Raw genomic sequence first — 21154 nt, forward strand, 5'->3', positions numbered from 1 at the left:
GCAATGCGGCGGGCCGCTTCGAAGCGGATCGAGGCGTGCAAGGCTAGGGGAGGGCGGCATGTCCAGTGCGGAGCGGCGGGCGCGAGAAGTGGTCGGCGTTTTCTCGGACGGCTATGTGCTTGAGAGCGCTGTCGAGGAATTGTTGAATTCGGGGTTCGATCTCGGCGACATCAGCCTGCTTGCGGGCGAAAAGGCGATCGTCAGCAAGCTCGGCCATAAATATGAAAAGGTGGAGGCCGCCGAAGACGACGGCGCCGCGCCGCGCGTGGCCTATGCGCCAAGGGAGTCTTTAAGCAAGAAAGAGGGCGCGATTATTGGCGGTCTTGTCTATGTCGGCGCCACTGTGGCGGCCGGCGCGGCGCTCGCGTCAGGCGGAACCCTCGCGATACTTCTCGTGAGCAGCCTGATCGGCGCGGAATTTGGCGGCCTCATCGGCGTCGTGCTTGGCGAATTCATGGAGGAGCGTCACGCGAAATATCTCCAGGAGCAACTTGACCATGGCGGTTTGTTGCTCTGGGTGCGAACGCGAAACGACGCGCTTGAGGAAACCGCCAAGCGCATTATCGCCAAACATTCGGGCCGCGACGTGCATGCGCATGACGTGCCAGCTGCAGCGGCGTGAATGACGTTGAAGCGGCCGCGATCAGGCCGCTTTTTTCATCAGTTCGGCTTTGCGCTTCGATAGCTTGATGCCCAAGGCGTCGAGGTCGACCTCGCTCTTGCGCGCCTCGGGAAACATTTCCTGCTCTTCTTCCTGGACATGGTGCATGACATATTCGCCAAGCACCTTGACCTTTGCGTCGAACAGATGATCCTTCGGTGACATCGATCGGATCTCGGCGATCAGCTGTTTGGCGCTTGCGTGCTCAACTTCGGCTTCGTCGAGAAGCTCGTCGTCGTCGATGCTCTTGCGCAGCGCCGGATAGAAGATTTCCTCTTCGATCTTGGCGTGAACCGTCAGCGCGGCGCAAATTTTTCGGGCGAGTTCTTCCTTCTCGGTTTCCCTATCGAGCTTTTCGTACTGTTTGAACCAAGTTTTCACCTCTCGGTGATCCTCCCTCAGGAGCTTGATGGCGTCCGCCGTTTTGGAGGCGCTGGCCGACGTCTTCGCGCCCGTTTGGGACTTCGACCTTTTCGTGCTGCCGCCCGTGCTCGCCGTTGGCATTTTGGTTCTCCTGTTGCGCGGTTGTTAACTTGACTGTTCTGTTATGCGTGACGCGTCATGCGTCGAGATCCACCGTCAGTTCTCGGGGCCAGTAACGAAGTTCGGCGCAGGCCGCGATGAACGCGGCCGCGTCCTTGACGGTCGCAAGCTGAATGCACGCTTCATCCAGGGCGTCGGCGACGCCGGCTTTCTCCAGCAGCGGCAACGCGCTCTTGGTGAAGCCGATGAACTTGCAATGCGCAAAGGCGTCGCTTGCAAAATCGCGCGCCGCGGCGTCGGAGATGAGATCGGCGGCGCCGGTGTCGGACGCGACAATGGCGACGGCGTCATAGAGCACCGACGGTCCTCCGTCGATCTTTTGCGCCGCCGGCTGCATAGCGCCGTCGTCAAGCACCACGCCGCCGATATGGGGCGCGACAATCTCGTAAACCGCTCCGATCTTTTCGACGGCCTCGATCAGCGCCTTCAACAGCTTCGCGTCAGCGCCGTCCGTCGCGAGAATCCCGAGCTTGCGCCCTGTGAAGGATTTTGGACGCGCCAAGATGCTCAACGGCGTGGACGGGGGGAGCTCTTGCCGAGTCGGGCGCGCGGCCTTCGCCGGATCGGGCATTTCAAGCCGCAAGCCGTCAGCGACGCGCGTCGCGAGCGCAACGTCAATGTTTAAGAGATGCGACACGACGCGCGAGCGAATGTCCGGGCGCTCGCATTTGCTCAATTCAAAAGTCAGCGCATCGCCGATATGTTTGCGCTCGGTCGGCGTCTGACTGATGAAGAATTGCCGCGCCTGACTGTAGTGATCGGCGAAGCTTTCGGCGCGAATTCTCGTCTTCGGCCCGGCGACTTCTTCCGGGAAGGACGTGAAGCCGCGCTCGGGATTCTCGCGCGGTCCGCCGAGCGCGCCCCAGCTGTTGGGCTCGTAATTGGCGCGGCTCTTGGGATTCTTCATCGCCATATGCCCGTCCTGTTGGAAATGCGCCATCGGGCATCGCGGCGCATTGACCGGGAGATGGGTGAAGTTCGGGCTGCCGAGCCGCTTCAACTGTGTATCGAGGTAGGAGAAGTTGCGCCCTTGGAGCAGCGGATCGTCGCTGAAATCGATGCCAGGAACGATGTTCTGCGTGCAGAAGGCGACCTGTTCGGTTTCCGCGAAGAAATTATCGACGGTGCGGTCGAGCACGAGCCGCCCGACGACCTGTACGGGGATCTGCTCTTCGGGAATAATCTTGGTCGAGTCGAGAATGTCGAATTCGAATGTGTCAGCGAACGCGTCGTCAAAGAGCTGAAGGCCGAGCTCCCATTCCGGGAAATGTCCGCCCTTGATGGCGTCCCACAGATCCCGCCGATGGAAATCGGGATCGGCGCCATTGATCTTGACGGCTTCATTCCAAAGCACCGACTGCAGACCGAGTTTCGGCTTCCAGTGAAACTTGACGAACGTCGACTTGCCTTCTGCGTTGACGAAACGGAAAGAGTGAACCCCAAAGCCTTCCATGAAGCGGAAGGAGCGCGGAATGGCGCGATCCGACATGATCCACATGATCATGTGAAAGCTTTCCGGCGACAGTGAAGCGAAATCCCAAAAATTGTCGTGCGCCGTTTGCGCCTGTGGGAAGCCGCGATCGGGCTCAGCCTTCGCGGCATGGATCAGATCCGGAAACTTGATCGCATCCTGAATGAAGAACACCGGGATGTTATTGCCGACGAGATCCCAATTGCCTTCCTTGGTATAGAACTTCACCGCGAAGCCTCGCACGTCGCGGGCAAGGTCGAAGGACCCCTTGTTGCCGGCTACGGTCGAGAATCGCACGAACACCGGCGTCTGCTCGCCAATCCGCTGGAAAAGATCCGCGTGTGTGACGTCCGCGAGAGATTTCGTGAGTTCGAAATAGCCATGCACGCCGAATCCCCTTGCGTGAACGACGCGTTCCGGGATGCGCTCGTGGTCGAAGTGGAAGATTTTCTCGCGGAAATGGAAGTCTTCGATGAGGCTCGGACCGCGCGCGCCGATGCGTAACGTGTTTTGGTCATCGGAAACCGGGATGCCCTGCTGCGTCGTGAGCGTCTCAACCGCGTCGTTGGCGGTCTGGTGCGTTTCACCGCCGTCGCCTTGCGGCTGCGCGTAAGACGTCTCAGTCTCGGCCGCGACAAGATCGGGCTGCTCGGCTTGGCTCTTTACAGCGTTAGCCATGGCGGATTCGCTCGAGGACGACGGTTTGCGTTTTGACCCCATAGGAAAAACTCCGAGGAAGCGGCGATGAGACGCGAGCGCACGGGAGCGAAACCTCGGGCGATCTGACTTGTTCCCCGGGCAGGAAAATTCTCTCGGAGCCAAGAGAAGCGCAAAGCATCAGAAGCGAAGAGCGTCGAAGACGTTTGATACGGGGGAAGGGTCCGCCCGCTCGTTGGACCGCGCCGAGCGTAATCTTCGCGCGTGATCGCGCGAGAAGGATTTTAGCAATAAGGGCTGTCGCTTAAGCGCATCGGCGCCACATAGGACGGAGTGTCCGCCGTCAAGCGCACGCCGACCTGTCGGCTCTCGTCTGGTTACAGCAGGCGCGATCATCATGTCTCCGGTCTTAACGCGATAGCGCGCTGCCTGTGTAAGGACGACAAGCCGCGACGGAGGATGGAGAACCGGGAATGGCGCTTAGGGAGCAGATCGACGAGGAGCTCAGGGCGTTTTTGGCGGAGACCAATTTCACCGGAGCGGGCGCGCTCATAACCGACCTTGACGGAACCGCGGTGCACGAGTTTGAAGGGCGCATCGTCATCCCGGATCCGGTCGCTTGCGGCTTGAAGCGCCTCAATGATCTTGGCCGTCCCATTGTGCTGAACACGCTGCGGTTTCCGCTGAACGTCATCCGCTCCTTCGGGCGCGAATGGTATGCGATCACCAATGCGCCCTTGCCGCTCGTCTCGCTCAACGGCGGCGTCGTCGGCTATCTCAGAGAAGATGCGGCTGGAGACATCGTCTTCGAGGAGCTCGACGCCTTTCCGCTTGAGCCGGCGGAAATTGACGAGGTGCTGACGGGCGTGCGCGGGCTGCTTGCGAACGGCGTCGATGACCTTCTTGTCTTCTACTACACGCGCGACTGGACGCTTGGCGAAACGATCTGGACGCCTGTTCGGGAAAAGATCCCCCATCTTCGCGCAAAATACACGAGCGCGTCGTCGATCGTCTGCCTCTCGCTGGATGATCTTCGTGATACTTTGATGGCCCAGGACATCTGCATGATGTTTCTGCTCGTCGAAGCTCCGCAGGATCGTCTGATGGCCTATCAGCACGTCAAGCGCTCGAATTTCGCGACGCGCAAGGGCGTCGACAAATTGTTCGGCGTGCGCGCCATCGCGGAGCGGCTCGGCGTCGACCTACAGGCCTCTGTCGGCTGCGGCGACACGCCGATGGATTCATTTCTTTCCGGCGTCGGCCTTGCCGTCCATGTCGGGTCGCGCGATCTGGAATATAAGGGTCTGCTGCGGACGGTGAAGATTGAAAGCTCCCAGGAGCTTGGCGAACTGCTGTTTCGCCTTGGCGGCCTGCAGAGCGAGGCGCTGCAATGACCGCTGCGAAAGAAGCGCCAATCAATCCACGCAAGGCTCGATCCAATGCGGGCAAAATTATCGAGCATCACCTCGGGTCAAAACCAAGGCGCATCGTGGCGCGCGGCGGCGGCATCACCAATTTCGTGTTCGAGGTCCGCCACGCTGAAGGCGATTTCATCGTCCGCATGAACACGGCCCCGGACAAGCTAAAGGATTATCTCAAGGAGCAATGGGCGATCGCCAAGGCCAGCGAGGCTGGCGTGCCGACCGCGAAAATTCTGGAGGTCGGCGCCGACATCATCGGCATGCCTTATATGGTGCTTCCGAAGGTCGAGGGGCAGGAGGCGACGCATCATCCCGAACGCCTCGCGATTCTGCGGGAGATGGGACGTCTGACCGCTCTGATCCACTCGGTGAAGACGTCTGGCTTTGGCCAAACCTTCGATTGGTCGGGCAATCAGCTTTCGCGCAAAGAGACCTGGAAGGAGTATCTGCACGGGGAATTGAAAATTGGAGCGCGCGTCGACCTGCTCGATGCGCAGGATATGCTGGACGCCGGCCAGCTTAAACGTCTGAGATCGATCGTTCGCGACATGGAGCGCTGGGACCCGTCGCCCGTTCTCAACCACGGCGACATGCGACTAAAGAACGTGGTCGCCGACGCCTCCGGGGCGATCACCGCCGTGATCGACTGGGAGCGCTGCGCCTCCAATGTTGCGCCCTACTGGGATCTTTCGATGGCGCTTCATGATCTCTCGGTCGACGCCAAGCAGGAATTTCTCATGGGCTATGGCCTGACGGAGGAGAAGATCCGCGAAATGGCGCCGATTATAAAGGCGATCAACCTCATCAATTACGCGCCCTATGTGGAGCGGGCCGTTGCGGAAAAGGACAAAGCTCGGCTTGAACAATATCGCACGCGCTTGTCCGGGGCGCTGGATCTATATTCGCTCTGACCGAATTCATTCCAGTCGCCCTCCTCAGTGGTCGGAGAGCCTGGAACTGTGCTGGCGCGCCAGATATCATGCGACGCGGCGACGACCGCTGCGCTGCGTCGCTGACTTGCAATGAGCCGTCCGACCCCAACAGACCGTAGCATCGCCGGTTCGCGAAGACGTGAGAGGGAAACATGTTCGACAAGCTTGTCCTCGCCTTGGTTTCAATCGCTCTGATGACCGGCTTCGCAAGCGCGGAGGAGCGAACCGCCGACGTCATCGACAACAAAGGGAAGGGAATAGGCTCCATCGAGGTCAAGCAGGGGCCGCATGGAGTCGTTCTTCGCGTCATGCTGCGGCCGGGCGCGCTCGCGCCGGGCTGGCACGGCGTCCATCTGCACGAAGTTGGCGACTGCTCCGACATCGAAAAATTCATGCACTCGAAGGGTCATATAAATCCGTCAAATGCCGAACATGGGTTCCTCAATCCCAAGGGGCCGCACCCGGCGGATCTGCCGAATGTCTATGCGTATTCCGATGGCTCCGCGCAGGCGGAAATGTTCATCGACGGCGTGTCCCTGAGCGGCGGTAAGATCAATCTCCTTGACGCGGATGGATCGGCGATCGTGGTGCATGCGAGCCCCGACGACCACATGTCGCAGCCGATTGGCGGCGCCGGCGCGCGCGTCGCCTGCGCCGTGTTGAAGTAGCGTCGGCGCGACGCGCGTGGCGGAAGGGGTGTGCGCCGCCATAGATTTCGGCCTGGTCCAGGTTCGTCTCTCAAGATTGCGCCGGGCCGATACGCCGAACTTGCCATCAAAATCGATGATGCAGGCCACTAGCGCCGCGCAGAATCCGGCTTGGCCATCCTGCGATGCTGTTTGGCGAGGAAGGTCGCGGGCATAGCGTGTATGAAGGTCGCGGAAATCTTGTTCCTCCATCCGCTTACGACGTGCGCCTGGCCCTGCATCATCGCGTCGAAGCCGTCGCGCGCGACGTCAGCCGCATTCGCCTTTCTGGCCTGCCCGAGGCGCGTATCCAGCATGTCGGCGCGGCGGAAAAAGTCCGTGTCGGTCATGCCCGGCATAAGCAGGGAAACCGTAACGGTGGTGTCCTTCAGTTCGTTCCGCAGCGCGAAAGCGAAATTCTCGAGAAACGCTTTGCTGCCATTGTAAACGGCCTGGAAGGTTCCCGGCACCATGCCGGCGATCGAGCCAACGATGAGAATGCGTCCAGAGTTTCGGTTTCGCATGTCGCGGCCAAATTTCTGGATCGCATAGACTGTTCCGGTGATGTTGGTGTCGATGACATCACGAACCTTTTGAAAGTCCTGATCGAGGAAGGCGTTGCCCAGTCCAATGCCCGCGTTGGCGATGAGGACGTCAACGGGCCGGCCGAATTGCTGAGCTGCGTCATAAAGCCGATCGACGCCTTCGATCGTCGAAAGATCAGCTTCAATCGCGACAACGCTGGCGCCTCGCTCTTGGAGACTTGCGGCGGCGTCATATATGCGCGCCTTGTTGGATGCGATTGCGACATCAAAGTTATTGACGACGCAAACGTTCGCCAGTTCGAAGCCGATGCCGACCGAAGCGCCGGTGACGACCGCAAGCGGACGGCCGCTGGAAGTATGATCCATAACGCTCTCCTTTTAGGGGATACATACAACCTGTTTCTGAACTGGTTCCCCCATCGACATCGACAATAGGCGCGCGCACTTTTCCTTTCGTTCTGCTCTAAGGCGACGACAAAGGTCCGCATCAACGCATCAACAACGAGAGCGAGTGGGCGAACGACCTGCAGGGGGGCGCGCGCTTTCGGCGGCAAATGCTCGAAGAGACAGCGCAACAAACATCGGCGATGCCCCGCTTGTCGGTATACGCGCGCGACTTAGATGCAATGACGTTGACGGCCGAAGGCGCTGGTTTTCAACTGGGGCTTACGATGATCCTACGGAAAAAATTGCCTTTTCTTCTGTCGCTTATCCTAGCGTTCGCGCTTGTGCGCGCTCCCTGCCTCGCTCATGCGGCTCTGATCTCGGCTTCGCCTCAGGATGGCGCAACGGTTCCAAGCGGAGAAGTCGTCATTCAGCTTCGGTTCAATAGCCGCATCGACTCGAAGCTTTCGCGTCTCACGCTTCTCAAGGCCGCAGATCAAAGCGTCGTTCAGCCTCTCGAAACGAGCCCTGTATCGGAGGGCCTAAAGGCGAGAGCGCCGGATTTGCGGTCGGGCGCGTATACGCTCGAGTGGCAAATCCTGAGCCTTGACGGCCACCTGACACAAGGCAGGCTGAATTTTCGCGTGGAACGCTGATGATGCAATCCTTCATCGCGTTGTACGGTTTCCTGGATCTCGTGCTGCGCGCATATCTCCTCGCGACGCAATCGATCGTCGTGGGCGGCGTAGCGTTTCTGACGCTTGTTCTGTCCCCTCTTGACGGGAAGCTAAACGCCGAGGCGGCGCCAATTGCACGACGTTGCCTTCGCATTCTTTTTTGGAGCTGCTGTGCTTCGGTCTTCGGCGAGATCGTCGCCGTGGGCGTGCTGACGGCGATGCTCGTTGGAACGTTACAGGTGGATTTTGCGGTCGCAGCCAGCGCCGACGCCGTCGTCAGTCACGTCATCGCCATGATCCTGTCGGGCGCGCTGGCGCTTTACGCCCGCCTCGACGCCCGCAGCTTTTTCATGTGGAGGGGGGGCGCCGTTGCTTTAGCGTTGCTGCTGGTTTGTGCGCATGTGGGCGTGACGCATGCGGCGAGCCGCCCCGTCGCCTCTGCGTTGCTGGTGACGACCGAGATCGTGCATGTGCTTGCGGCGGCGATCTGGATCGGCGGCATTCCGTTCTTTTTGGTCGCGCTCGGGATGACGAAGAGCGGCGAGGCGCGGCGATTGATCGCCTCCAAATTCTCGCGGAACGCTATGTGGGCCGTGGGAGCATTGATTGCTGGCGGGCTTTTGATGATGACGCGCCACACTCCCGATCTCAGCGCGTTGTATGAAACGAATTACGGAATGCTGCTCACCACCAAAATCGTGCTGCTGTTTGGCTTGCTTTGCTTTGCCGCCGCAAATCTTTCGACAACGCGCAAACTTTGGCGCGCTTCTTCCGCTCCGATCAGAAGATTATTGCGTTTCGCCGAGGTGGAGGTGGGACTGGGCCTCGTTACGCTGTTTTGCGCCGCCGCTCTTGCGTCGGCGTCGCTCCCAATCGAAGGCGGCCCGGAGCGCACGAGTTTGACTGAGATCACGGCTCGTTTCGCGCCGCGTTGGCCGAGTTTCCATAGTCCAGCGTATGCCGAGTTGTCTGCTGCGCAATCCGTCTCCAGCGGAGCCGAACCAGGAACGTCCAGCCCACTCAGCCCGGCGGACATTGCGTGGGCGGAGATGAATCATCATTTGGCGGGAGTTTTTGTTATCCTCATGGGCGTTTTCGCCTTGCTTGAGCGCCATCGGCGAACTGCGCCGGTGGTGCGTCATTGGCCTCTGCTGTTTTTGTTGCTTGGCGGCATTCTGGTGATTCGCGCGGATGAAACCGCATGGCCCCTCGGACCCATCGGGTTCTTTGAAAGTCTTCGCGACCCTCAGATCGTCCAACACAAAGTCATTACGCTCCTCATTGCGACCTTTGCGATATTCGAATGGCAGGTTCGACGAGGCCGCTTCAAGTCCGACTGGCCAGCCTACGTCTTCCCGATAACAACCGGCGCGGCGGCGGCGTTTTTGTTGACGCACTATGGACACACGGAAGGCGCGGACGAGGTTCTGATCGCAATCAGTCATACGCCGATCGCATTGCTCGGGGTTGTCTCCGCAAGCGCGCGCTGGCTGGAAATACGTTTGTCGGACAGCTTCGCGGGTCGAATAGGTGGTTATGTCTGGCCCGTCGCATTCATGCTATCGGGCTTCTTGCTGCTGCTCTACCGAGAACAGTGACCGGTAGCAGGATGCATCCTAAGAAGCCGACGCACAGAGGAAGACGTCACCAAATTTAAATGCAATTATTTACGCAATGAAAGTGGCGGGCCGCGCCCGACGAAGATGAGCGCTATGCCTACGCTGTGGCGCTGTGACGGGTCTATCCGCGAGAGCCATTTCGAACGCCAGAGCGATATTGAGGCGTGAGGACGTTCTGCTGGAGAACGATCCGTGTGGAAGTGTAAAGACACATGCCCGGCCTGATCGTCGCACCATTCCTGCCGAAGCTCTTCAGCCGGATTCCCGACGCGATCGACACACGCTCGGCGCGTTGTGTTCGAGCGAGTTTGACGCGTTCTCGCTCATGCTGGCAAGCGTTTTTGAAAGGTAAGCGAGATGGTCGTGCCGATCTTTCCCTTTGGCGATACCCCGATCTGGTTCAAGCTCCTGATCGCCTCCATCTGCCTTTATTTCCTCGGTCACTCCATGCGCAGCGAACGCTTTTACAAGATCGGGAGTTTCGTGCGCTCGTTGGGCGTCATCGCATTACTTCTATCGGGGCTCGCCTTTCTTTTTTCGCTTATCTCCTTTTGACGCCGAGTGGCATGAACAACCCGGCCAACAGCCCGATCAAGGCTCCAGTTGGCCCCGTGACGAAGGCAGATGTCATCGCGATCTCAAGATCCTTATCGTGCATGTTGCCAGAGAAAAGCGAGACGAGGGCTGCTCCGAGGGCAGCTCCAGCAGCATACCCGGCCAGCAGGCCCAACATGGCGAAGATGACTCTACGCATTTTTGCTTTCTCCTCTGGCCTGCGTTCGATAGAGGCCTCCAGCTATTAGATGAGCGCCGGCACGCGAGGGAGGCCGCAAAGGCTCTTTCAACTTACGAAAGCAATCGCGCCTATTTCTGCATCCTCGTCTTCGCCCGCGCAGAGACAAAGGAACGCTTCGAGCACTTTGAGCTTTAGTTCGAGGCTGCCAATCCCGTCCGCCTCAAGCCCGGCGATGCCAGACTGCGCGACGCTGGCCATGGCGGCGAGTTGGCGCTGATCTATCCGAAATTCCTTTCGCGTCCCGCGCCAGAAGCCGGGCGAGATTGCGAAGTCATCCCCCATTGCCGCCTCTCAATGTCGTCGAACGATATCGTGAAGTCGCCAAAGGTCGCACGCGGCGCGCCAGTCACGATGCGGGCGATGATTTTCCTCGGCCGCCTGACGAGCGGCGCGCCTCTTTATGAATCGCTCGCTTGCTAAGAGATATTCGGACTTCGTAAAGATGGGGTTTTCTCGGCTCACGCTGCTTCCTCGCGCCGTATCTCGATCGCGCGCTCTTTTGGTTGACCCTCATTGTGCGCGTAGGAATAAGAAGCAGCAAGGATGGTGTTTGAAGCGGAAGTAGCTCGAGCTGCAAAGTGGCGATCGACCTGCGGGACTGGGCTGAATCAGCTAAGTCTCATAAAATATGGCCAGCCAAGGCTGTGCACATGGCGATGCTACAAAAGGTCGTCCCGTTGTTGTCCTGCTTCCAAGCGAACGCGTATTGAAACTCATTTTCAGCGGTAGCCAAAGTCGAATAGCTTTTAAGTTTCATGTAATTAGTGGAGAGGCTGGCGGAAGGGGTGGGATTTGAACCCACGGTGGAGTCGCCCCCACGCCGGTTTTCAAGACCGGTGCCTTAAACCACTCGGCCACCCTTCCGCGCCGGTCGTGATATAGCACGCGTCGTCTTTTTCGCGACCGGGATTTGCGCGTGCCGCTCTACTTCGCCTATGGCTCCAACATGGACGCCGCCGCCATGGCGGGTCGCTGTCCGCGGTCCCGGCTGCTCGGGCGGGGACGGCTTGCCGGCTTCAGGACAATTCTCATGCCTTCAGGCTTTGTCAGCGTCGCGCCGGACCGCCGCATGAGCGTTCACGGCGTGCTGTGGGACGTCGCGGTCGGCGACGTCGCCGCGCTCGATCGCTACGAAGACGTCGCCCATGGTCTTTACGCCAAGAACAATTTGCCGATTCTGCGCGAACCGGTCGGCTCGGTCCGCGCGCTGACCTATGTCGGCGCGCGGCCAGATCTTGGCGCGGCGCCCCGCGGCTATTTCGAGGGGGTCATCGCCGCGGCGCGGGCGCAAGCGCTGCCCGGCCAGTATGTCGACTATTTATCGAGCTTGCTTTCCGCTCAGCAGTCGGGGCGACGATCATGAATGCAAAAACGCCGATCGTCGGCGGCGTCGACGAACTGCGCCGCTATGTGCGCGCGCGCCGCGCCGCCGGCGAGCGCATCGGTCTTGTGCCGACCATGGGCGCGCTGCACGCCGGCCATCTGTCGCTCGTCGACGCGGCGCGTCAGGCGGCGGACCGCGTCATCGTCACGATTTTTGTCAATCCGGCGCAGTTCGGCCCGAATGAAGATTTCGCCCGCTATCCGCGCACGCTTGCGGCGGATGTCGAGAAGCTTTGTAGCGTCGCCGCGGATCTCGTCTTCGCGCCGTCGGTCGACGAGATCTATCCCCCAGGCTTTTCGACGAAAGTCGTGCTGGAGGGGCCGGCGACCGCCGACCTCGAAGACCGATTTCGGCCGACGCATTTTTCCGGCGTGGCGACGGTGGTGACGAAGCTGCTCAATCAGGCGCAGACCGACGTCGCGGTCTTCGGCGAGAAGGATTACCAGCAGCTCCTGGTGATCAAGCGTCTCGCGCGCGATCTCGACATCGCGACCGAAATTCTCGGCGCGCCGACTCTGCGCGAGGCCGATGGCCTCGCCATGTCGTCGCGCAACGTCTATCTTTCCCGCGAGGACCGCGCGCGCGCAAAAGAGTTGCACGGCGAACTGAGCGAAGCGGCGCTGCGCATCCTGAAGGGCGAGAACATCGGCGCGGCGACGGGCGCGGCGCGGGACGCGCTGACCGCCGCCGGATTCGAGGTCGACTATCTCGAAGCGCGGCATGCCGAGTCGCTCGCCCCAGTCTCCTCTCTCGCGGATGGTCCCATTCGTCTGCTCGCCGCGGCGAAGCTCGGCGCGACGCGGCTCATCGACAATATCGCGGTTCAATCATGAGCGATCGGGAGATCATTCGCCTTTTCATCGAAGGCCGCGTGCAGGGCGTCGGCTATCGCGCCTTTCTCGTGCGTGAGGCGCTCGCGCTCGATCTCACCGGCTGGGCGCGCAACAGGCGCGACGGCGCGGTCGAGTCCGTCGTCTTAGGGCCGCGCCCGGCGCTCGACGCGCTGATCGCTGCGGCGCGGCGGGGCCCACGGCTCGCGCGAGTCGACGCGCTGCGCGAGGAGCCGGCGGATGAAGCCGCGCTCGTCGCATTTTGCGGCGCGGGATTTTCCGTCGCGCCTGACGCGTGAGCTGGAGACGAGAAGATGACGAACGGCCATCGCTTTGTTCTCGCTGGAGTCATGGGCTGGCCGATCGCGCATTCGCGCTCGCCGAAAATCCATAATCACTGGTTCGCGCAATATGGAATCGAGGGCTGCTACGCGCCGCTGCCGGTCGAGCCCGGCCGGCTGGAGGCGGCGCTGCGCGCCATGCCGGCGCTCGGCTTCGCCGGCTGCAATCTCACGATTCCGCATAAGGAGACGGCGCTGCAGTTTCTCGATCATGTCGATGACTCGGCGGCGCGAATCGGGGCGGTCAACTGTGTCGTCGTCGAAAAGAACGGCGCTTTGACCGGCCGCAATTACGACGGTTACGGGTTCATCGCGTCGCTTTATGAGGCGGCGCCCCTTTGGCGCGCCGAGCGCGCGCCCTGCGTCATCATCGGCGCCGGCGGCGGGGCGCGCGCGATCGTCCACGGCTTGCTCGAAGCGGGCGCGCGCGAGATTCGTCTGTTCAACCGCACACTGGCGCGCGCGGAAATTCTCGCGGCCGACTTTGGCCCGCGCGTGTCGGCCCTGCGCTGGGAAGAACGCGAGGCAGGGCTCGCCGGAGCGGGGCTTCTCGTCAACGCGACGAGCCAGGGGATGGTCGGCCAACCGCCGCTGGATCTGTCGCTCGCGGCATTGCCAAAATCGGCGCTCGTCGCCGACATTGTTTATGCGCCGCTGGAGACGCCGTTGCTGGCCGCCGCCCGCAAACATGGCGCGACGCCCGTCGACGGGCTCGGCATGCTGCTGCATCAGGCGCGCCCGGCGTTTCGCGACTGGACCGGCGTGATGCCGGACGTGACGCCGGCGCTGCGCGCCAAGATCGTCGCAACGCTGTAAAAGATCGTCGCAACGCTATAATGAAAGAGCGCCGCGACATCGCCCGCGGCGCTCTTCTTACATCAACTCAATTTTCGCGTTACGCCGCGCGCGCGCCGTAGATCGGCGCGATGGAGAAGTTCAGCAGACGTTGCGCGAGCGTCATCAATTCGGTCGACTGCCGCAGCAGCGCGTCAATCCGTTCGCTCACGAAACGCGACTGAAGAGCCGTCACCTCGTCGATCGTCTTGGCGTTGGCGAGCCGCTCGGCGAAGTCGAGGAACGCTGTGGCGTTTTCCGCCCAGAGATCGATGGACTTCTGCTGCCAGAGGGCAGGGTCGAATCCTTCGGCCTCGCTTTCGGCGGGCTTTGGCGGTTCGGAGATGGCGAGGGCTGTAGACGGAGCCGCCACCACCCCCGGCGTCTGCGTTTCAACAGGGGCGGGCGCCGGCTCTGCGCTGACAGCTTCGCTCACCGTCGGAGCCGTCTCGGTCTCCGGAAGGCTGGGGGCCGGACGTTTCGTTTCGGGGGCCTTTGGCTTGGGGGAAACGTTCTGCGGATTGGCCATTGAGCTTCTCCCCGTTAGGATTTCGTCGTCGTGCGCTGAAGGCTCGCGCCAAGCTCCGTGGTCTGCTCCTGAATCGCGCGCAGCTGCGCCTGCACGAACTCCGACTGAAGCTTGAAAACTTCCTGCGGGTCCTTGGCGTGGACGAGCTTCTGGGCCAGATCGAAGGCCGCGTTGACATTGGCCTCCGCAAAAGACAGGGCCTTGGCGCTAACGTCCTTGGCGCTCGGCAGTCCGAACGGCAGGTCCGCCGAAGTGTCCAGCGCCTTCTGCGCGGCTCCGGCGAAACCTTCAAAGGCCTTGCGCGCCTGTTCGACGCTCTTCTCCGCAAAATCGCGGACTTCAGTGGGAATTTGATAGACAGCTTCGACCATGGCGCACCTCCGTGCGGTGAAAATTAAGCAAGCCCCGCGGCAAACCAAATGTAACCCGCGCCGCGCCCGGCCCCAACGACGATCCGGCGCTCAGTCATACTGCCCGATTTGATGTTGCAATGCAACAAATTTGTGCGACGCAGCAGATCGAGGGCGGAAGCGCTGATCGGGGACGGAAGTGCTGGAAGCGTAGAAATACTATGAAAAACGCGCAACAATCATAGACCTTGCGCGCGGCGGCGACTAATTTGCTTTCATCCGTTAGCGTCGAGCCGACGAGACGCCTGGGAAGCGCGCGGCGAGCGAGACCGTCGGTTGAGGCGGTAGGCAATGGGCGGTTCGCAGCAGGACCTCGATGAAGACGCGCGAGCAGCCGCTTGCGTGGCGGCGGATCCTGTTTTTTCCGCGCTCGACGCCTCCGGCGCGCCGATTATCGCGGCGAGCGGCGATCCCCTGCGCGTTGCGTTTCTGAACGATCCCGCCCGCGCCGTCTTTGGCGAAGACGCCGGCGGGCTCGCTGAGCGGCTATTTCGCGGCGACGATCCGGGGCCACGACGTCTGGCCGAGCTTGTCGGCGAACTGCGCCGCCGCCCAGGTCTTCGTCTCGAGCGGCTACGCTTTCATGTTTCTGGGCAGGCGCAAACGGTCACCTTTCTCTGCCGCAGCCTCACCGCGGAAGGCGGCGACTGTTTCGTTGTCGCGGCGCTTGGCGTGCGCGCGGATTCGCCAGCTCAGGACCGGCGCGCGGCCGACGCTTCGGCTGAAGCGCGGGTCAGCGACGCGACGGCGGCCCTCCGCCGCAGCCTTGCGGCGCGACACGGCGCGCGTTCGCCGCGCTTTTTATGGAAGACCGACGCGACAGGACGGTTCACCGACGTGACCCACACGCTCGCCGACGTGGTGGGCGAAAAATCCTCCGACATCCTCGGCCGCTCAGTGCAGGATGCGACGCAGTCCCTTACGCTCGACGCCGCATTTGCCCGCGCCGTCGCCTCGCGCCGCGCGTGGAGCGGCGTCGAGGTCGAGTGGCCCTTGGAAGGCGACGCCGGATGTGTGCCGACGACGCTCGGCGCTCTGCAGATGACGGATTCCGCGGGGCGGTTTCTCGGCTATCAGGGCTATGGCGTGTTGCACATTGATCGCGGGCGAGTCGCCGAACCCGCTGCGGCGATCGCTTCCGGTTCGAGTTCTGAAGAGAAATCCTTCGAGGCGTCGCGCGACAATGTCGTGATGCTGCGCGCGCCGGCTGCGGCGCGCGTCGATGTGGGAGAGGCGCTCAGTTCGAGCGAACGCCTGGCGTTTGACGAAATCGCGCGGGCGCTCACGGAAGGCGACCTCGTCATCGCCGCAGCGGAGGCCGCCGCGCCGTCGGAGCCCGAGCCTGACGAGCAAGCGGCGCCGACGCGCCGCAATCTCGAGTTCATCGCGCCGGGCCCGGAGCAAAGCGCCCTGGCGCTCGCGCGCGCGCTCGAAGAAAAGCTTGCGCGGGCGAAGTCCGAGAGCGCGCTGCTTGGCGCGGCTTTCGACCTCTCGCGCGCGCCGATTGCGATTGTGGCGGCCGACGGGATGGTCGTGAGAGCCAACGCGCAATTCGCGGCTTGCTTCGGGATGGAGGCGGCTGCGGTTGAGAGCCGCAACTTGACGTCTTTGCTCAGCCCATCCGACGCGCAAATCCTCAGTCAGCGTTTTACTGACGCCCAGCCGCACGCCCACGCGCGAGTATCGCCGACCACGGCGCCGCTGCGCGGCGGCTTCCCCGTCGATCTCATCCTGCGCCGGGTGTTCGTCGATGGAAAGCCGGTGATGTTGGTTTCCGCCGAGCCTCGGGAGGCCGTATCCGCGGATGACCGCGCGCTTGAAGCGGCGCGTCTTGCCGCCGAAAGCGCCAATGCGGCGAAGTCCGATTTCCTGACCCGCGTATCGCATGAGATTCGCACTCCGCTGAACGCCATCATGGGCTTTGCGGAAGTGATGATGGAGGAGCGTCTCGGGCCGATCGGCTCTCCCCGCTACAAGGAATATTTGAAAGACATCCGCGCTTCCGGCGCGCATGTCTTATCCCTCGTCAACGATCTTTTGGATCTCTCGAAGATCGAAGCTGGCAAGATGGAGCTTTCCTTCTCGCGCGTTGACGCCAATGCAGCCATCGCCGAATGCGCGTCGATCATGCAGGCCCAGGCCAATCAGGGTCGCGTCGTCATGCGTCTCGCGCTTGCGGCGGGACTGCCGCCGCTGCGCGCCGATGCGCGCTCGCTCAAGCAGATTCTTCTCAACCTTTTGTCGAATGCGGTGAAGTTCAACGAGCCTGGCGGTCAGGTCATCGTGTCAAGCGCGCTGAACGACGCCGGCTCTGTCGTCATCCGCGTCAAAGACACTGGGGTCGGCATGTCGGAGGAGGATGTCGCAACCGCCTTGGAGCCGTTCCGACAGGTTGGCGCTTCGCGCAAGGCGAGCGGAACGGGGCTTGGACTGCCGCTGACAAAGGCCTTGATCGAGGCGAATCACGCGTCATTCAGCATTAAGAGCCGTCACAATGAGGGCACGCTGATCGAAATCGCGTTTCCGTCACCGCAAGCGCTCGCGGCGGAGTAGTCCGAAAGTCGATGGAAGAGGGGTCGGAGGAAACGAGCTGAACCGGAGCAGCTCAGTCCGTTGGCGCAATAACGTCGGCGCTTACGCCAGGCCGCTGCCCGCCAACGGACCGTATAGGACGTAAAACGCCCTGATTTCTTGAGCTTACTTGCCGATCCGCATCGCGACGAGAGCGCCGCCGACAACGATAGCAAGCATAAGTCCCGGGATAAGATACTGCATTTTTATTTCCTCCCACGTTGCGCCAGCCAGTGGCTATTTTTTCCGGCTTCGCCGCGATACAGCTTCACCAAAGGGCACAGTCTTTGTCAAGCGCCGCCTTGCCCTATTCGTGCGGGTTGGGCCGATCTTCGCCGCGGCGGATCGCCCTTTCAGAGGCCTGCAACCGCGGCGCTGAAGCCAGCGGGCGCGTCGAGGGCGGGCGCAGCGTGAGCATGGTTCGGATTGCCCGCGCGGCGCGGTTGCGCCAATCTCGCTGCCCTCTTTTGAAGGCGACTCGCATTCCTCATGACTTCCGCCGCTCGCACCATCGACCTTAACGCCGACCTTGGGGAAGGCTTCGGCCATTGGCGCATGGGCGACGACGACGCCATGCTCGACATCGTGACGAGCGCCAATATCGCTTGCGGCTTCCACGCCGGGGACCCCGACATCATGGCGACGACATTCTCGCGCGCCAAAGAAAAGGGAGTGGCGGTCGGCGCCCATGTCGCGTTTCCGGATCTCGCAGGCTTCGGGCGGCGCAGTTTGCCGATGAGCGCGCGGGAGATCGAGCGCGCGGTCGCCTATCAGCTCGGCGCGGCGCAGGCGCTCGCGGCTTTGAGCGGACATCGAATCACGCATGTGAAGGCGCATGGCGCGCTCGCCAATATCGCCGAGCGCGACGCTGATGTCGCGGACGCCATCGCCCGCGCGGTCCGCGGCGTCGATGCGTCGCTCGCGCTGCTCGCGATTGCGCTCTCCGAGCAAACGCTCGCCGGCGCGCGCGCGGGGCTGCGCGTCGTGAATGAAATTTTCGCCGACCGCACCTATATGGACGACGGACGGCTGCAGCCGAGATCACAAGAAGGCGCGGTGATCGAGGATATCGAGATAGCCTGCGCCCGCGTGCGCGACATGCTCGCCAGCGGCGGTCTGAGAACGATTAGCGGCGGACTCTTGCCGACGCGGATCGACTCGGTCTGCGTCCACGGCGATTCGCCGCTTGCGGTTGAAATGGCCCGGAGCCTGCGCGCGGCGCTCGAAGGCGACGGCTGGAAGCTGCGCGCCTTCGCAGGAGCGTGATCGCGATGGACTATGAGACGCCGCGCTTTCTCGACTGCGGCGAGGCGGCGCTTTCAGTGGAATTCGGCGACAGCGTCGATCCGGCGGTCAATGCGCGCGTGCTGGCCCTTGACGAACGTCTTCGCGCCGCGCCGCCGGCCGGCCTGCGCGAAACGACGCCCACCTACCGCGCGCTGTTCCTGCGCTACGAGCCGCTTGAAATTTCGCGCGCCGCGCTCATTGCGGCGATCGACGCTGTGATCGGGCCTGCCGGCGTTGAGGCGTCGCAGCCAGCTGCGCGCTGGACCATTCCCTGCTGCTATGATCCCGAGTTCGCGGAGGATATTGGCGAAGCCGCCGCGCGGCTCGGGCAAACGGCGCAATCCATCGTGCAGCTGCACGCCGGCGCCGACTATCGCGCCTACATGTATGGTTTCGCGCCGGGGTGGTGTTATCTCGGCGGACTGCCTCGGGCGCTCGCGATCCCGCGGCGCGTCAGCCCGCGCGGTCCGACGCCGCCGGGCGCGGCGCTGATCGGCGGCGCGCTCTCTTTGATCGCCGCTCGTCCCATGCCGACCGGCTGGTATGTCGTCGGACGCACGCCTGAGCGCATGTTCGCGCTGAACCGCAACCCGCCTTTTCTTGTCGCGCCAGGCGACGCCGTGCGCTTTGAGCCGATCGACGCAAAGACATTCCTGGCGCTCGATGCGCGCGCCTGCGCCGGCGAGACGGTGGCGCGGCAGGAGAAGCTGCGTTGAGCGCGCGGCTGCTTATCGAGGCCGTCGGGCCCGGCGTCACCATCCAGGACGAGGGCCGCTTCGGGCATTCGCGCTACGGCGTCACGCCGGCGGGGCCGATGGATCTTGGCGCTTATCTTGCCGCGACGCGCGCCGCCAGCGCCGACAGCGCAATCGAAGTTTCGCTCGGGGGCATGACGCTTCGGGCGGAAGGCGCGACGCTTTGCGTCGCTGTGGCGGGAGGCGATTTCGACATCCGGCTCGACGGGCGGCCAATGCCGCCGGCGTGCCTGCTGCCGCTTGCTGTCGGCGCACGGCTCGTGCTGCGCGCGGGCGGGTCAGGGGCGTGGTGCTATGTCGCCGTCGGCGGAAGGCTCGATCTCGCGCCCACGCTGGGTTCGCGCGCGACGCACGCCCGGTCCGGCCTCGGGCCAACGCCGCTCGCCGCCGGCGACGCCTTAACGTTTGCCGAGGCGGCGCCGCCGCCGCTGGAGCCGCTGGCCTTGGCGGCGCCTTGGCTCGCCGCAAGCGGCGCGCCGATCCGCGTTCTTCTCGGGCCTCAGGCGGATTATTTCGCGCCGGAGGAGATCGAGGCCTTTCTGAACGCACGCTGGCGCATCGGCGCCCGCAGCGATCGTATGGCCTATCGGCTCGAGGGGCCGGCGATCCGGCATCGGCGCGGACATGACATCGTCTCCGACGGCGTCGCCATGGGCGCAATCCAGATTCCAGGCGACGGCGCGCCGCTCGCGCTGATGGCGGACCGACAGCCGACCGGCGGCTATCCGAAAATCGCGACGGTGATCGGGGCGGATCTCGGCCGGCTGGCGCAATTGCGTCCCGGCGAAGACCTGTCCTTCCGCGCCGTGGACTGGGACGAGGCGGTCGCCGTCCGCCGCGCCTATTTTGCGGCCATCGAGGCCGGCGCGACGCGCGAGCCTCTAGGCGCCGAATTGACCACCGAGTCGCTGCTGGCGGAAAATCTCGTCGGCGGCGTCGTCAACGCGCGAGACTGATTATTCCGCCGGCTCTTTGACCTCGGTGAGGAGAGCGACGGGCTCGGCCGGCTGCGGCGCCGTCGCGGCGAGGGCCGCCTTTGCCGCCGCTTTGCGCCGCTTCCACCATTTGATCAGCATCATCCACCACGGGTCGCCGACATGCAGGTGATAGCGCAGCGGCGTCTTGATGATGGCGAGCACGAGCCCGATCGAAAACAGGCACCAGACCGCCGGCCATTCATTGATGTTGCTGGTCGTCAGGCCGGCGAGAAACGGTCCGGCAAGCCAGGAGAACAGGATGAAGCGCCAGCTGCCGTAAAGCGATGGGATGTAGAAGGCCATCAGCGGATATTCGATGTAGCCGCGTCCGAGATAGGGATTGTTGACCATGGAATTGCCAATGCCATTCGTCGGCAGCAGCCAGGCGATGTGCCATTCGCCGCGGACCGTGCAGAGCATGTCGCCGCACAGCGGGCGTCCAGCGGCGCAGTGGCCAGCCCAGTCGAAGGGATAGAGCTGGAGCAGCATGGCGATGGCCGCGACGAAGCAGCCGAAATAGGCCCAGGGCGCAATGATGCGGGTGCTGTCCTTGGGCATGAAATAGAGCGCGACGGCGTTAATGAAGAAGGGCTGGAATGTGATGTGGAGATAACCAAACATGGTCATCAATTGATTGAGCGGCGAGTCGCATTGGTTGAGAACCGAATAGGCGACCGCCTGAAGCGACTCCATGCTGGCGAAATAGAGAAGGCAGACCCAGAGAGCAACCGGTTCGGGGTCTTTCTTGAGCGCCGAATAGGCCGCGCCGGCGATCCCCGCCGCCGCCAACACCGTTGACGCCTCTCCACTCCAACACATTCGGCATTTCCTCTTTTATTGTCTG

24 protein-coding genes and 1 tRNA gene are annotated in these 21154 nt (G+C 62.5%); 16 read left to right on the forward strand and 9 right to left on the reverse strand.

All coding sequences use genetic code 11. The annotated features are described in order from the left end of the window. Positions 1-58 precede the first annotated feature (58 nt). Positions 59-622, forward strand: coding sequence for a hypothetical protein (locus ACR65W_RS03395; RefSeq protein ID WP_434498446.1), 564 nt, complete (start codon positions 59-61; stop codon positions 620-622). A gap of 21 nt (positions 623-643) precedes the next feature. Here ACR65W_RS03395 and ACR65W_RS03400 read toward each other — a convergent pair whose 3' ends face one another. Beyond that, the gene (locus tag ACR65W_RS03400; protein ID WP_434498445.1) at positions 644-1042 is read right to left on the reverse strand and encodes a hemerythrin domain-containing protein; all 399 of its coding nucleotides are present in this window, start codon (positions 1040-1042) and stop codon (positions 644-646) included. A 28-nt stretch (positions 1043-1070) separates the two neighbouring features. On the opposite strand from ACR65W_RS03400, the gene ACR65W_RS03405 reads away from it, so the two are divergent. Beyond that, entirely contained in the window at positions 1071-1193 is a 123-nt protein-coding gene (locus ACR65W_RS03405; RefSeq protein ID WP_434498444.1) for a hypothetical protein, read from the forward strand. Positions 1194-1220: 27 nt separating this feature from the next. On the opposite strand, the gene ACR65W_RS03410 is transcribed toward ACR65W_RS03405, so the two are convergent. After that, positions 1221-3353: a catalase gene (locus tag ACR65W_RS03410; protein ID WP_434498443.1), complete on the reverse strand. Its 2133-nt coding sequence runs from the start codon at positions 3351-3353 to the stop codon at positions 1221-1223. Between the two features lie 452 nt (positions 3354-3805). Between ACR65W_RS03410 and ACR65W_RS03415 the strand changes: the two genes are divergently transcribed. The 3 genes from ACR65W_RS03415 (at position 3806) to ACR65W_RS03425 (ending at position 6353) form a co-directional block, all read left to right on the forward strand. Further along, a complete protein-coding gene (locus ACR65W_RS03415) occupies positions 3806-4726 on the forward strand; it encodes an HAD family phosphatase (protein WP_434498442.1) in 921 nt (306 codons plus the stop codon). Beyond that, entirely contained in the window at positions 4723-5664 is a 942-nt protein-coding gene (locus tag ACR65W_RS03420) for a phosphotransferase family protein (protein ID WP_434498441.1), read from the forward strand. Before ACR65W_RS03415 ends, ACR65W_RS03420 begins: the two co-directional genes overlap by 4 nt. 173 nt (positions 5665-5837) lie before the next feature. Beyond that, positions 5838-6353 (forward strand): superoxide dismutase family protein, encoded by a 516-nt coding sequence (locus ACR65W_RS03425; RefSeq protein ID WP_434498440.1) that lies wholly within the window; start codon positions 5838-5840, stop codon positions 6351-6353. Between the two features lie 128 nt (positions 6354-6481). Here the strand turns inward: ACR65W_RS03425 and ACR65W_RS03430 are convergent, their stop codons facing one another. Continuing rightward, the gene (locus ACR65W_RS03430) at positions 6482-7282 is read right to left on the reverse strand and encodes an SDR family NAD(P)-dependent oxidoreductase (protein WP_434498439.1); all 801 of its coding nucleotides are present in this window, start codon (positions 7280-7282) and stop codon (positions 6482-6484) included. A gap of 305 nt (positions 7283-7587) precedes the next feature. Here ACR65W_RS03430 and ACR65W_RS03435 point away from each other — a divergent pair, with 305 nt between their 5' ends. From ACR65W_RS03435 to ACR65W_RS03445, 3 genes are all read left to right on the forward strand, one after another. Next, positions 7588-7956, forward strand: a complete 369-nt coding sequence (locus ACR65W_RS03435; RefSeq protein ID WP_434502271.1) for a copper resistance CopC family protein — start codon at positions 7588-7590, stop codon at positions 7954-7956. Next, positions 7956-9575: a copper resistance D family protein gene (locus tag ACR65W_RS03440; protein WP_434498437.1), complete on the forward strand. Its 1620-nt coding sequence runs from the start codon at positions 7956-7958 to the stop codon at positions 9573-9575. The genes ACR65W_RS03435 and ACR65W_RS03440 overlap by 1 nt, the downstream gene beginning before the upstream one ends. A gap of 384 nt (positions 9576-9959) precedes the next feature. Then, positions 9960-10151: a hypothetical protein gene (locus tag ACR65W_RS03445; protein ID WP_434498436.1), complete on the forward strand. Its 192-nt coding sequence runs from the start codon at positions 9960-9962 to the stop codon at positions 10149-10151. Here the strand turns inward: ACR65W_RS03445 and ACR65W_RS03450 are convergent. The 3 genes from ACR65W_RS03450 to ACR65W_RS03460 all read right to left on the reverse strand — a co-directional run bounded on the left by ACR65W_RS03450 (position 10138) and on the right by ACR65W_RS03460 (position 11256). Then, on the reverse strand, positions 10138-10350 hold the full coding sequence (locus ACR65W_RS03450) for a hypothetical protein (RefSeq protein WP_434496849.1): 213 nt from the start codon (positions 10348-10350) through the stop codon (positions 10138-10140). The two genes, ACR65W_RS03445 and ACR65W_RS03450, sit on opposite strands and share 14 nt — an antisense overlap. 87 nt (positions 10351-10437) lie before the next feature. Next, positions 10438-10674 (reverse strand): hypothetical protein, encoded by a 237-nt coding sequence (locus tag ACR65W_RS03455; RefSeq protein ID WP_434502273.1) that lies wholly within the window; start codon positions 10672-10674, stop codon positions 10438-10440. 492 nt (positions 10675-11166) lie between these two features. Next, positions 11167-11256: transfer RNA gene (locus ACR65W_RS03460), tRNA-Ser, on the reverse strand. A gap of 46 nt (positions 11257-11302) precedes the next feature. Here ACR65W_RS03460 and ACR65W_RS03465 point away from each other — a divergent pair. The 4 genes from ACR65W_RS03465 to ACR65W_RS03480 are packed head-to-tail and all read left to right on the forward strand — an operon-like array spanning position 11303 to position 13763. Next, the gene (locus ACR65W_RS03465; RefSeq protein ID WP_434498434.1) at positions 11303-11755 is read left to right on the forward strand and encodes a gamma-glutamylcyclotransferase family protein; all 453 of its coding nucleotides are present in this window, start codon (positions 11303-11305) and stop codon (positions 11753-11755) included. Continuing rightward, positions 11752-12609: a pantoate--beta-alanine ligase gene (gene panC, locus ACR65W_RS03470; protein WP_434498433.1), complete on the forward strand. Its 858-nt coding sequence runs from the start codon at positions 11752-11754 to the stop codon at positions 12607-12609. The genes ACR65W_RS03465 and panC overlap by 4 nt, the downstream gene beginning before the upstream one ends. Beyond that, on the forward strand, positions 12606-12905 hold the full coding sequence (locus ACR65W_RS03475) for an acylphosphatase (RefSeq protein WP_434498432.1): 300 nt from the start codon (positions 12606-12608) through the stop codon (positions 12903-12905). Before panC ends, ACR65W_RS03475 begins: the two co-directional genes overlap by 4 nt. A gap of 15 nt (positions 12906-12920) precedes the next feature. Next, positions 12921-13763, forward strand: a complete 843-nt coding sequence (locus ACR65W_RS03480) for a shikimate dehydrogenase (protein WP_434498431.1) — start codon at positions 12921-12923, stop codon at positions 13761-13763. Positions 13764-13842: 79 nt separating this feature from the next. On the opposite strand, the gene ACR65W_RS03485 is transcribed toward ACR65W_RS03480, so the two are convergent. Next, positions 13843-14310 carry a phasin family protein gene (locus tag ACR65W_RS03485; RefSeq protein WP_434498430.1) on the reverse strand — a complete coding sequence of 156 codons (468 nt, stop codon included), beginning with the start codon at positions 14308-14310 and terminating at the stop codon, positions 13843-13845. Between the two features lie 14 nt (positions 14311-14324). Next, positions 14325-14681, reverse strand: a complete 357-nt coding sequence (locus ACR65W_RS03490) for a phasin (protein WP_196400583.1) — start codon at positions 14679-14681, stop codon at positions 14325-14327. A 330-nt stretch (positions 14682-15011) separates the two neighbouring features. Between ACR65W_RS03490 and ACR65W_RS03495 the strand changes: the two genes are divergently transcribed. From ACR65W_RS03495 to ACR65W_RS03510, 4 genes are all read left to right on the forward strand, one after another. Next, positions 15012-17273, forward strand: a complete 2262-nt coding sequence (locus ACR65W_RS03495) for an ATP-binding protein (protein ID WP_434498429.1) — start codon at positions 15012-15014, stop codon at positions 17271-17273. A 507-nt stretch (positions 17274-17780) separates the two neighbouring features. After that, positions 17781-18557: a LamB/YcsF family protein gene (locus tag ACR65W_RS03500; RefSeq protein WP_434498428.1), complete on the forward strand. Its 777-nt coding sequence runs from the start codon at positions 17781-17783 to the stop codon at positions 18555-18557. 5 nt (positions 18558-18562) lie between these two features. Continuing rightward, the gene (locus tag ACR65W_RS03505; protein WP_434498427.1) at positions 18563-19294 is read left to right on the forward strand and encodes a 5-oxoprolinase subunit B family protein; all 732 of its coding nucleotides are present in this window, start codon (positions 18563-18565) and stop codon (positions 19292-19294) included. Continuing rightward, the gene (locus tag ACR65W_RS03510; RefSeq protein WP_434498426.1) at positions 19291-20289 is read left to right on the forward strand and encodes a biotin-dependent carboxyltransferase family protein; all 999 of its coding nucleotides are present in this window, start codon (positions 19291-19293) and stop codon (positions 20287-20289) included. Before ACR65W_RS03505 ends, ACR65W_RS03510 begins: the two co-directional genes overlap by 4 nt. Here ACR65W_RS03510 and ACR65W_RS03515 read toward each other — a convergent pair whose 3' ends face one another. Beyond that, positions 20290-21129, reverse strand: coding sequence for a DUF5765 domain-containing protein (locus ACR65W_RS03515; protein ID WP_434498425.1), 840 nt, complete (start codon positions 21127-21129; stop codon positions 20290-20292). Positions 21130-21154: the final 25 nt, after the last annotated feature.

It is taken from the genome of Methylocystis sp. (genome assembly GCF_051062815.1).
In the GTDB taxonomy this organism is placed as follows: Bacteria; Pseudomonadota; Alphaproteobacteria; order Rhizobiales; family Beijerinckiaceae; genus Methylocystis.

Coding starts and splice junctions, on each gene's coding strand:
- panC (WP_434498433.1), top strand. CDS start 11,752: ATGAATGCAAAAACGCCGATCGTCGGCGGCGTCGACGAACTGCGCCGC.
- ACR65W_RS03490 (WP_196400583.1), bottom strand. CDS start 14,681: ATGGTCGAAGCTGTCTATCAAATTCCCACTGAAGTCCGCGATTTTGCG.
- ACR65W_RS03440 (WP_434498437.1), top strand. CDS start 7,956: ATGATGCAATCCTTCATCGCGTTGTACGGTTTCCTGGATCTCGTGCTG.
- ACR65W_RS03435 (WP_434502271.1), top strand. CDS start 7,588: ATGATCCTACGGAAAAAATTGCCTTTTCTTCTGTCGCTTATCCTAGCG.
- ACR65W_RS03485 (WP_434498430.1), bottom strand. CDS start 14,310: ATGGCCAATCCGCAGAACGTTTCCCCCAAGCCAAAGGCCCCCGAAACG.
- ACR65W_RS03405 (WP_434498444.1), top strand. CDS start 1,071: ATGGCGTCCGCCGTTTTGGAGGCGCTGGCCGACGTCTTCGCGCCCGTT.
- ACR65W_RS03415 (WP_434498442.1), top strand. CDS start 3,806: ATGGCGCTTAGGGAGCAGATCGACGAGGAGCTCAGGGCGTTTTTGGCG.
- ACR65W_RS03505 (WP_434498427.1), top strand. CDS start 18,563: ATGGACTATGAGACGCCGCGCTTTCTCGACTGCGGCGAGGCGGCGCTT.
- ACR65W_RS03475 (WP_434498432.1), top strand. CDS start 12,606: ATGAGCGATCGGGAGATCATTCGCCTTTTCATCGAAGGCCGCGTGCAG.
- ACR65W_RS03410 (WP_434498443.1), bottom strand. CDS start 3,353: ATGGCTAACGCTGTAAAGAGCCAAGCCGAGCAGCCCGATCTTGTCGCG.
- ACR65W_RS03480 (WP_434498431.1), top strand. CDS start 12,921: ATGACGAACGGCCATCGCTTTGTTCTCGCTGGAGTCATGGGCTGGCCG.
- ACR65W_RS03495 (WP_434498429.1), top strand. CDS start 15,012: ATGGGCGGTTCGCAGCAGGACCTCGATGAAGACGCGCGAGCAGCCGCT.
- ACR65W_RS03425 (WP_434498440.1), top strand. CDS start 5,838: ATGTTCGACAAGCTTGTCCTCGCCTTGGTTTCAATCGCTCTGATGACC.
- ACR65W_RS03500 (WP_434498428.1), top strand. CDS start 17,781: ATGACTTCCGCCGCTCGCACCATCGACCTTAACGCCGACCTTGGGGAA.
- ACR65W_RS03515 (WP_434498425.1), bottom strand. CDS start 21,129: ATGTGTTGGAGTGGAGAGGCGTCAACGGTGTTGGCGGCGGCGGGGATC.
- ACR65W_RS03420 (WP_434498441.1), top strand. CDS start 4,723: ATGACCGCTGCGAAAGAAGCGCCAATCAATCCACGCAAGGCTCGATCC.
- ACR65W_RS03450 (WP_434496849.1), bottom strand. CDS start 10,350: ATGCGTAGAGTCATCTTCGCCATGTTGGGCCTGCTGGCCGGGTATGCT.
- ACR65W_RS03395 (WP_434498446.1), top strand. CDS start 59: ATGTCCAGTGCGGAGCGGCGGGCGCGAGAAGTGGTCGGCGTTTTCTCG.
- ACR65W_RS03430 (WP_434498439.1), bottom strand. CDS start 7,282: ATGGATCATACTTCCAGCGGCCGTCCGCTTGCGGTCGTCACCGGCGCT.
- ACR65W_RS03455 (WP_434502273.1), bottom strand. CDS start 10,674: ATGGGGGATGACTTCGCAATCTCGCCCGGCTTCTGGCGCGGGACGCGA.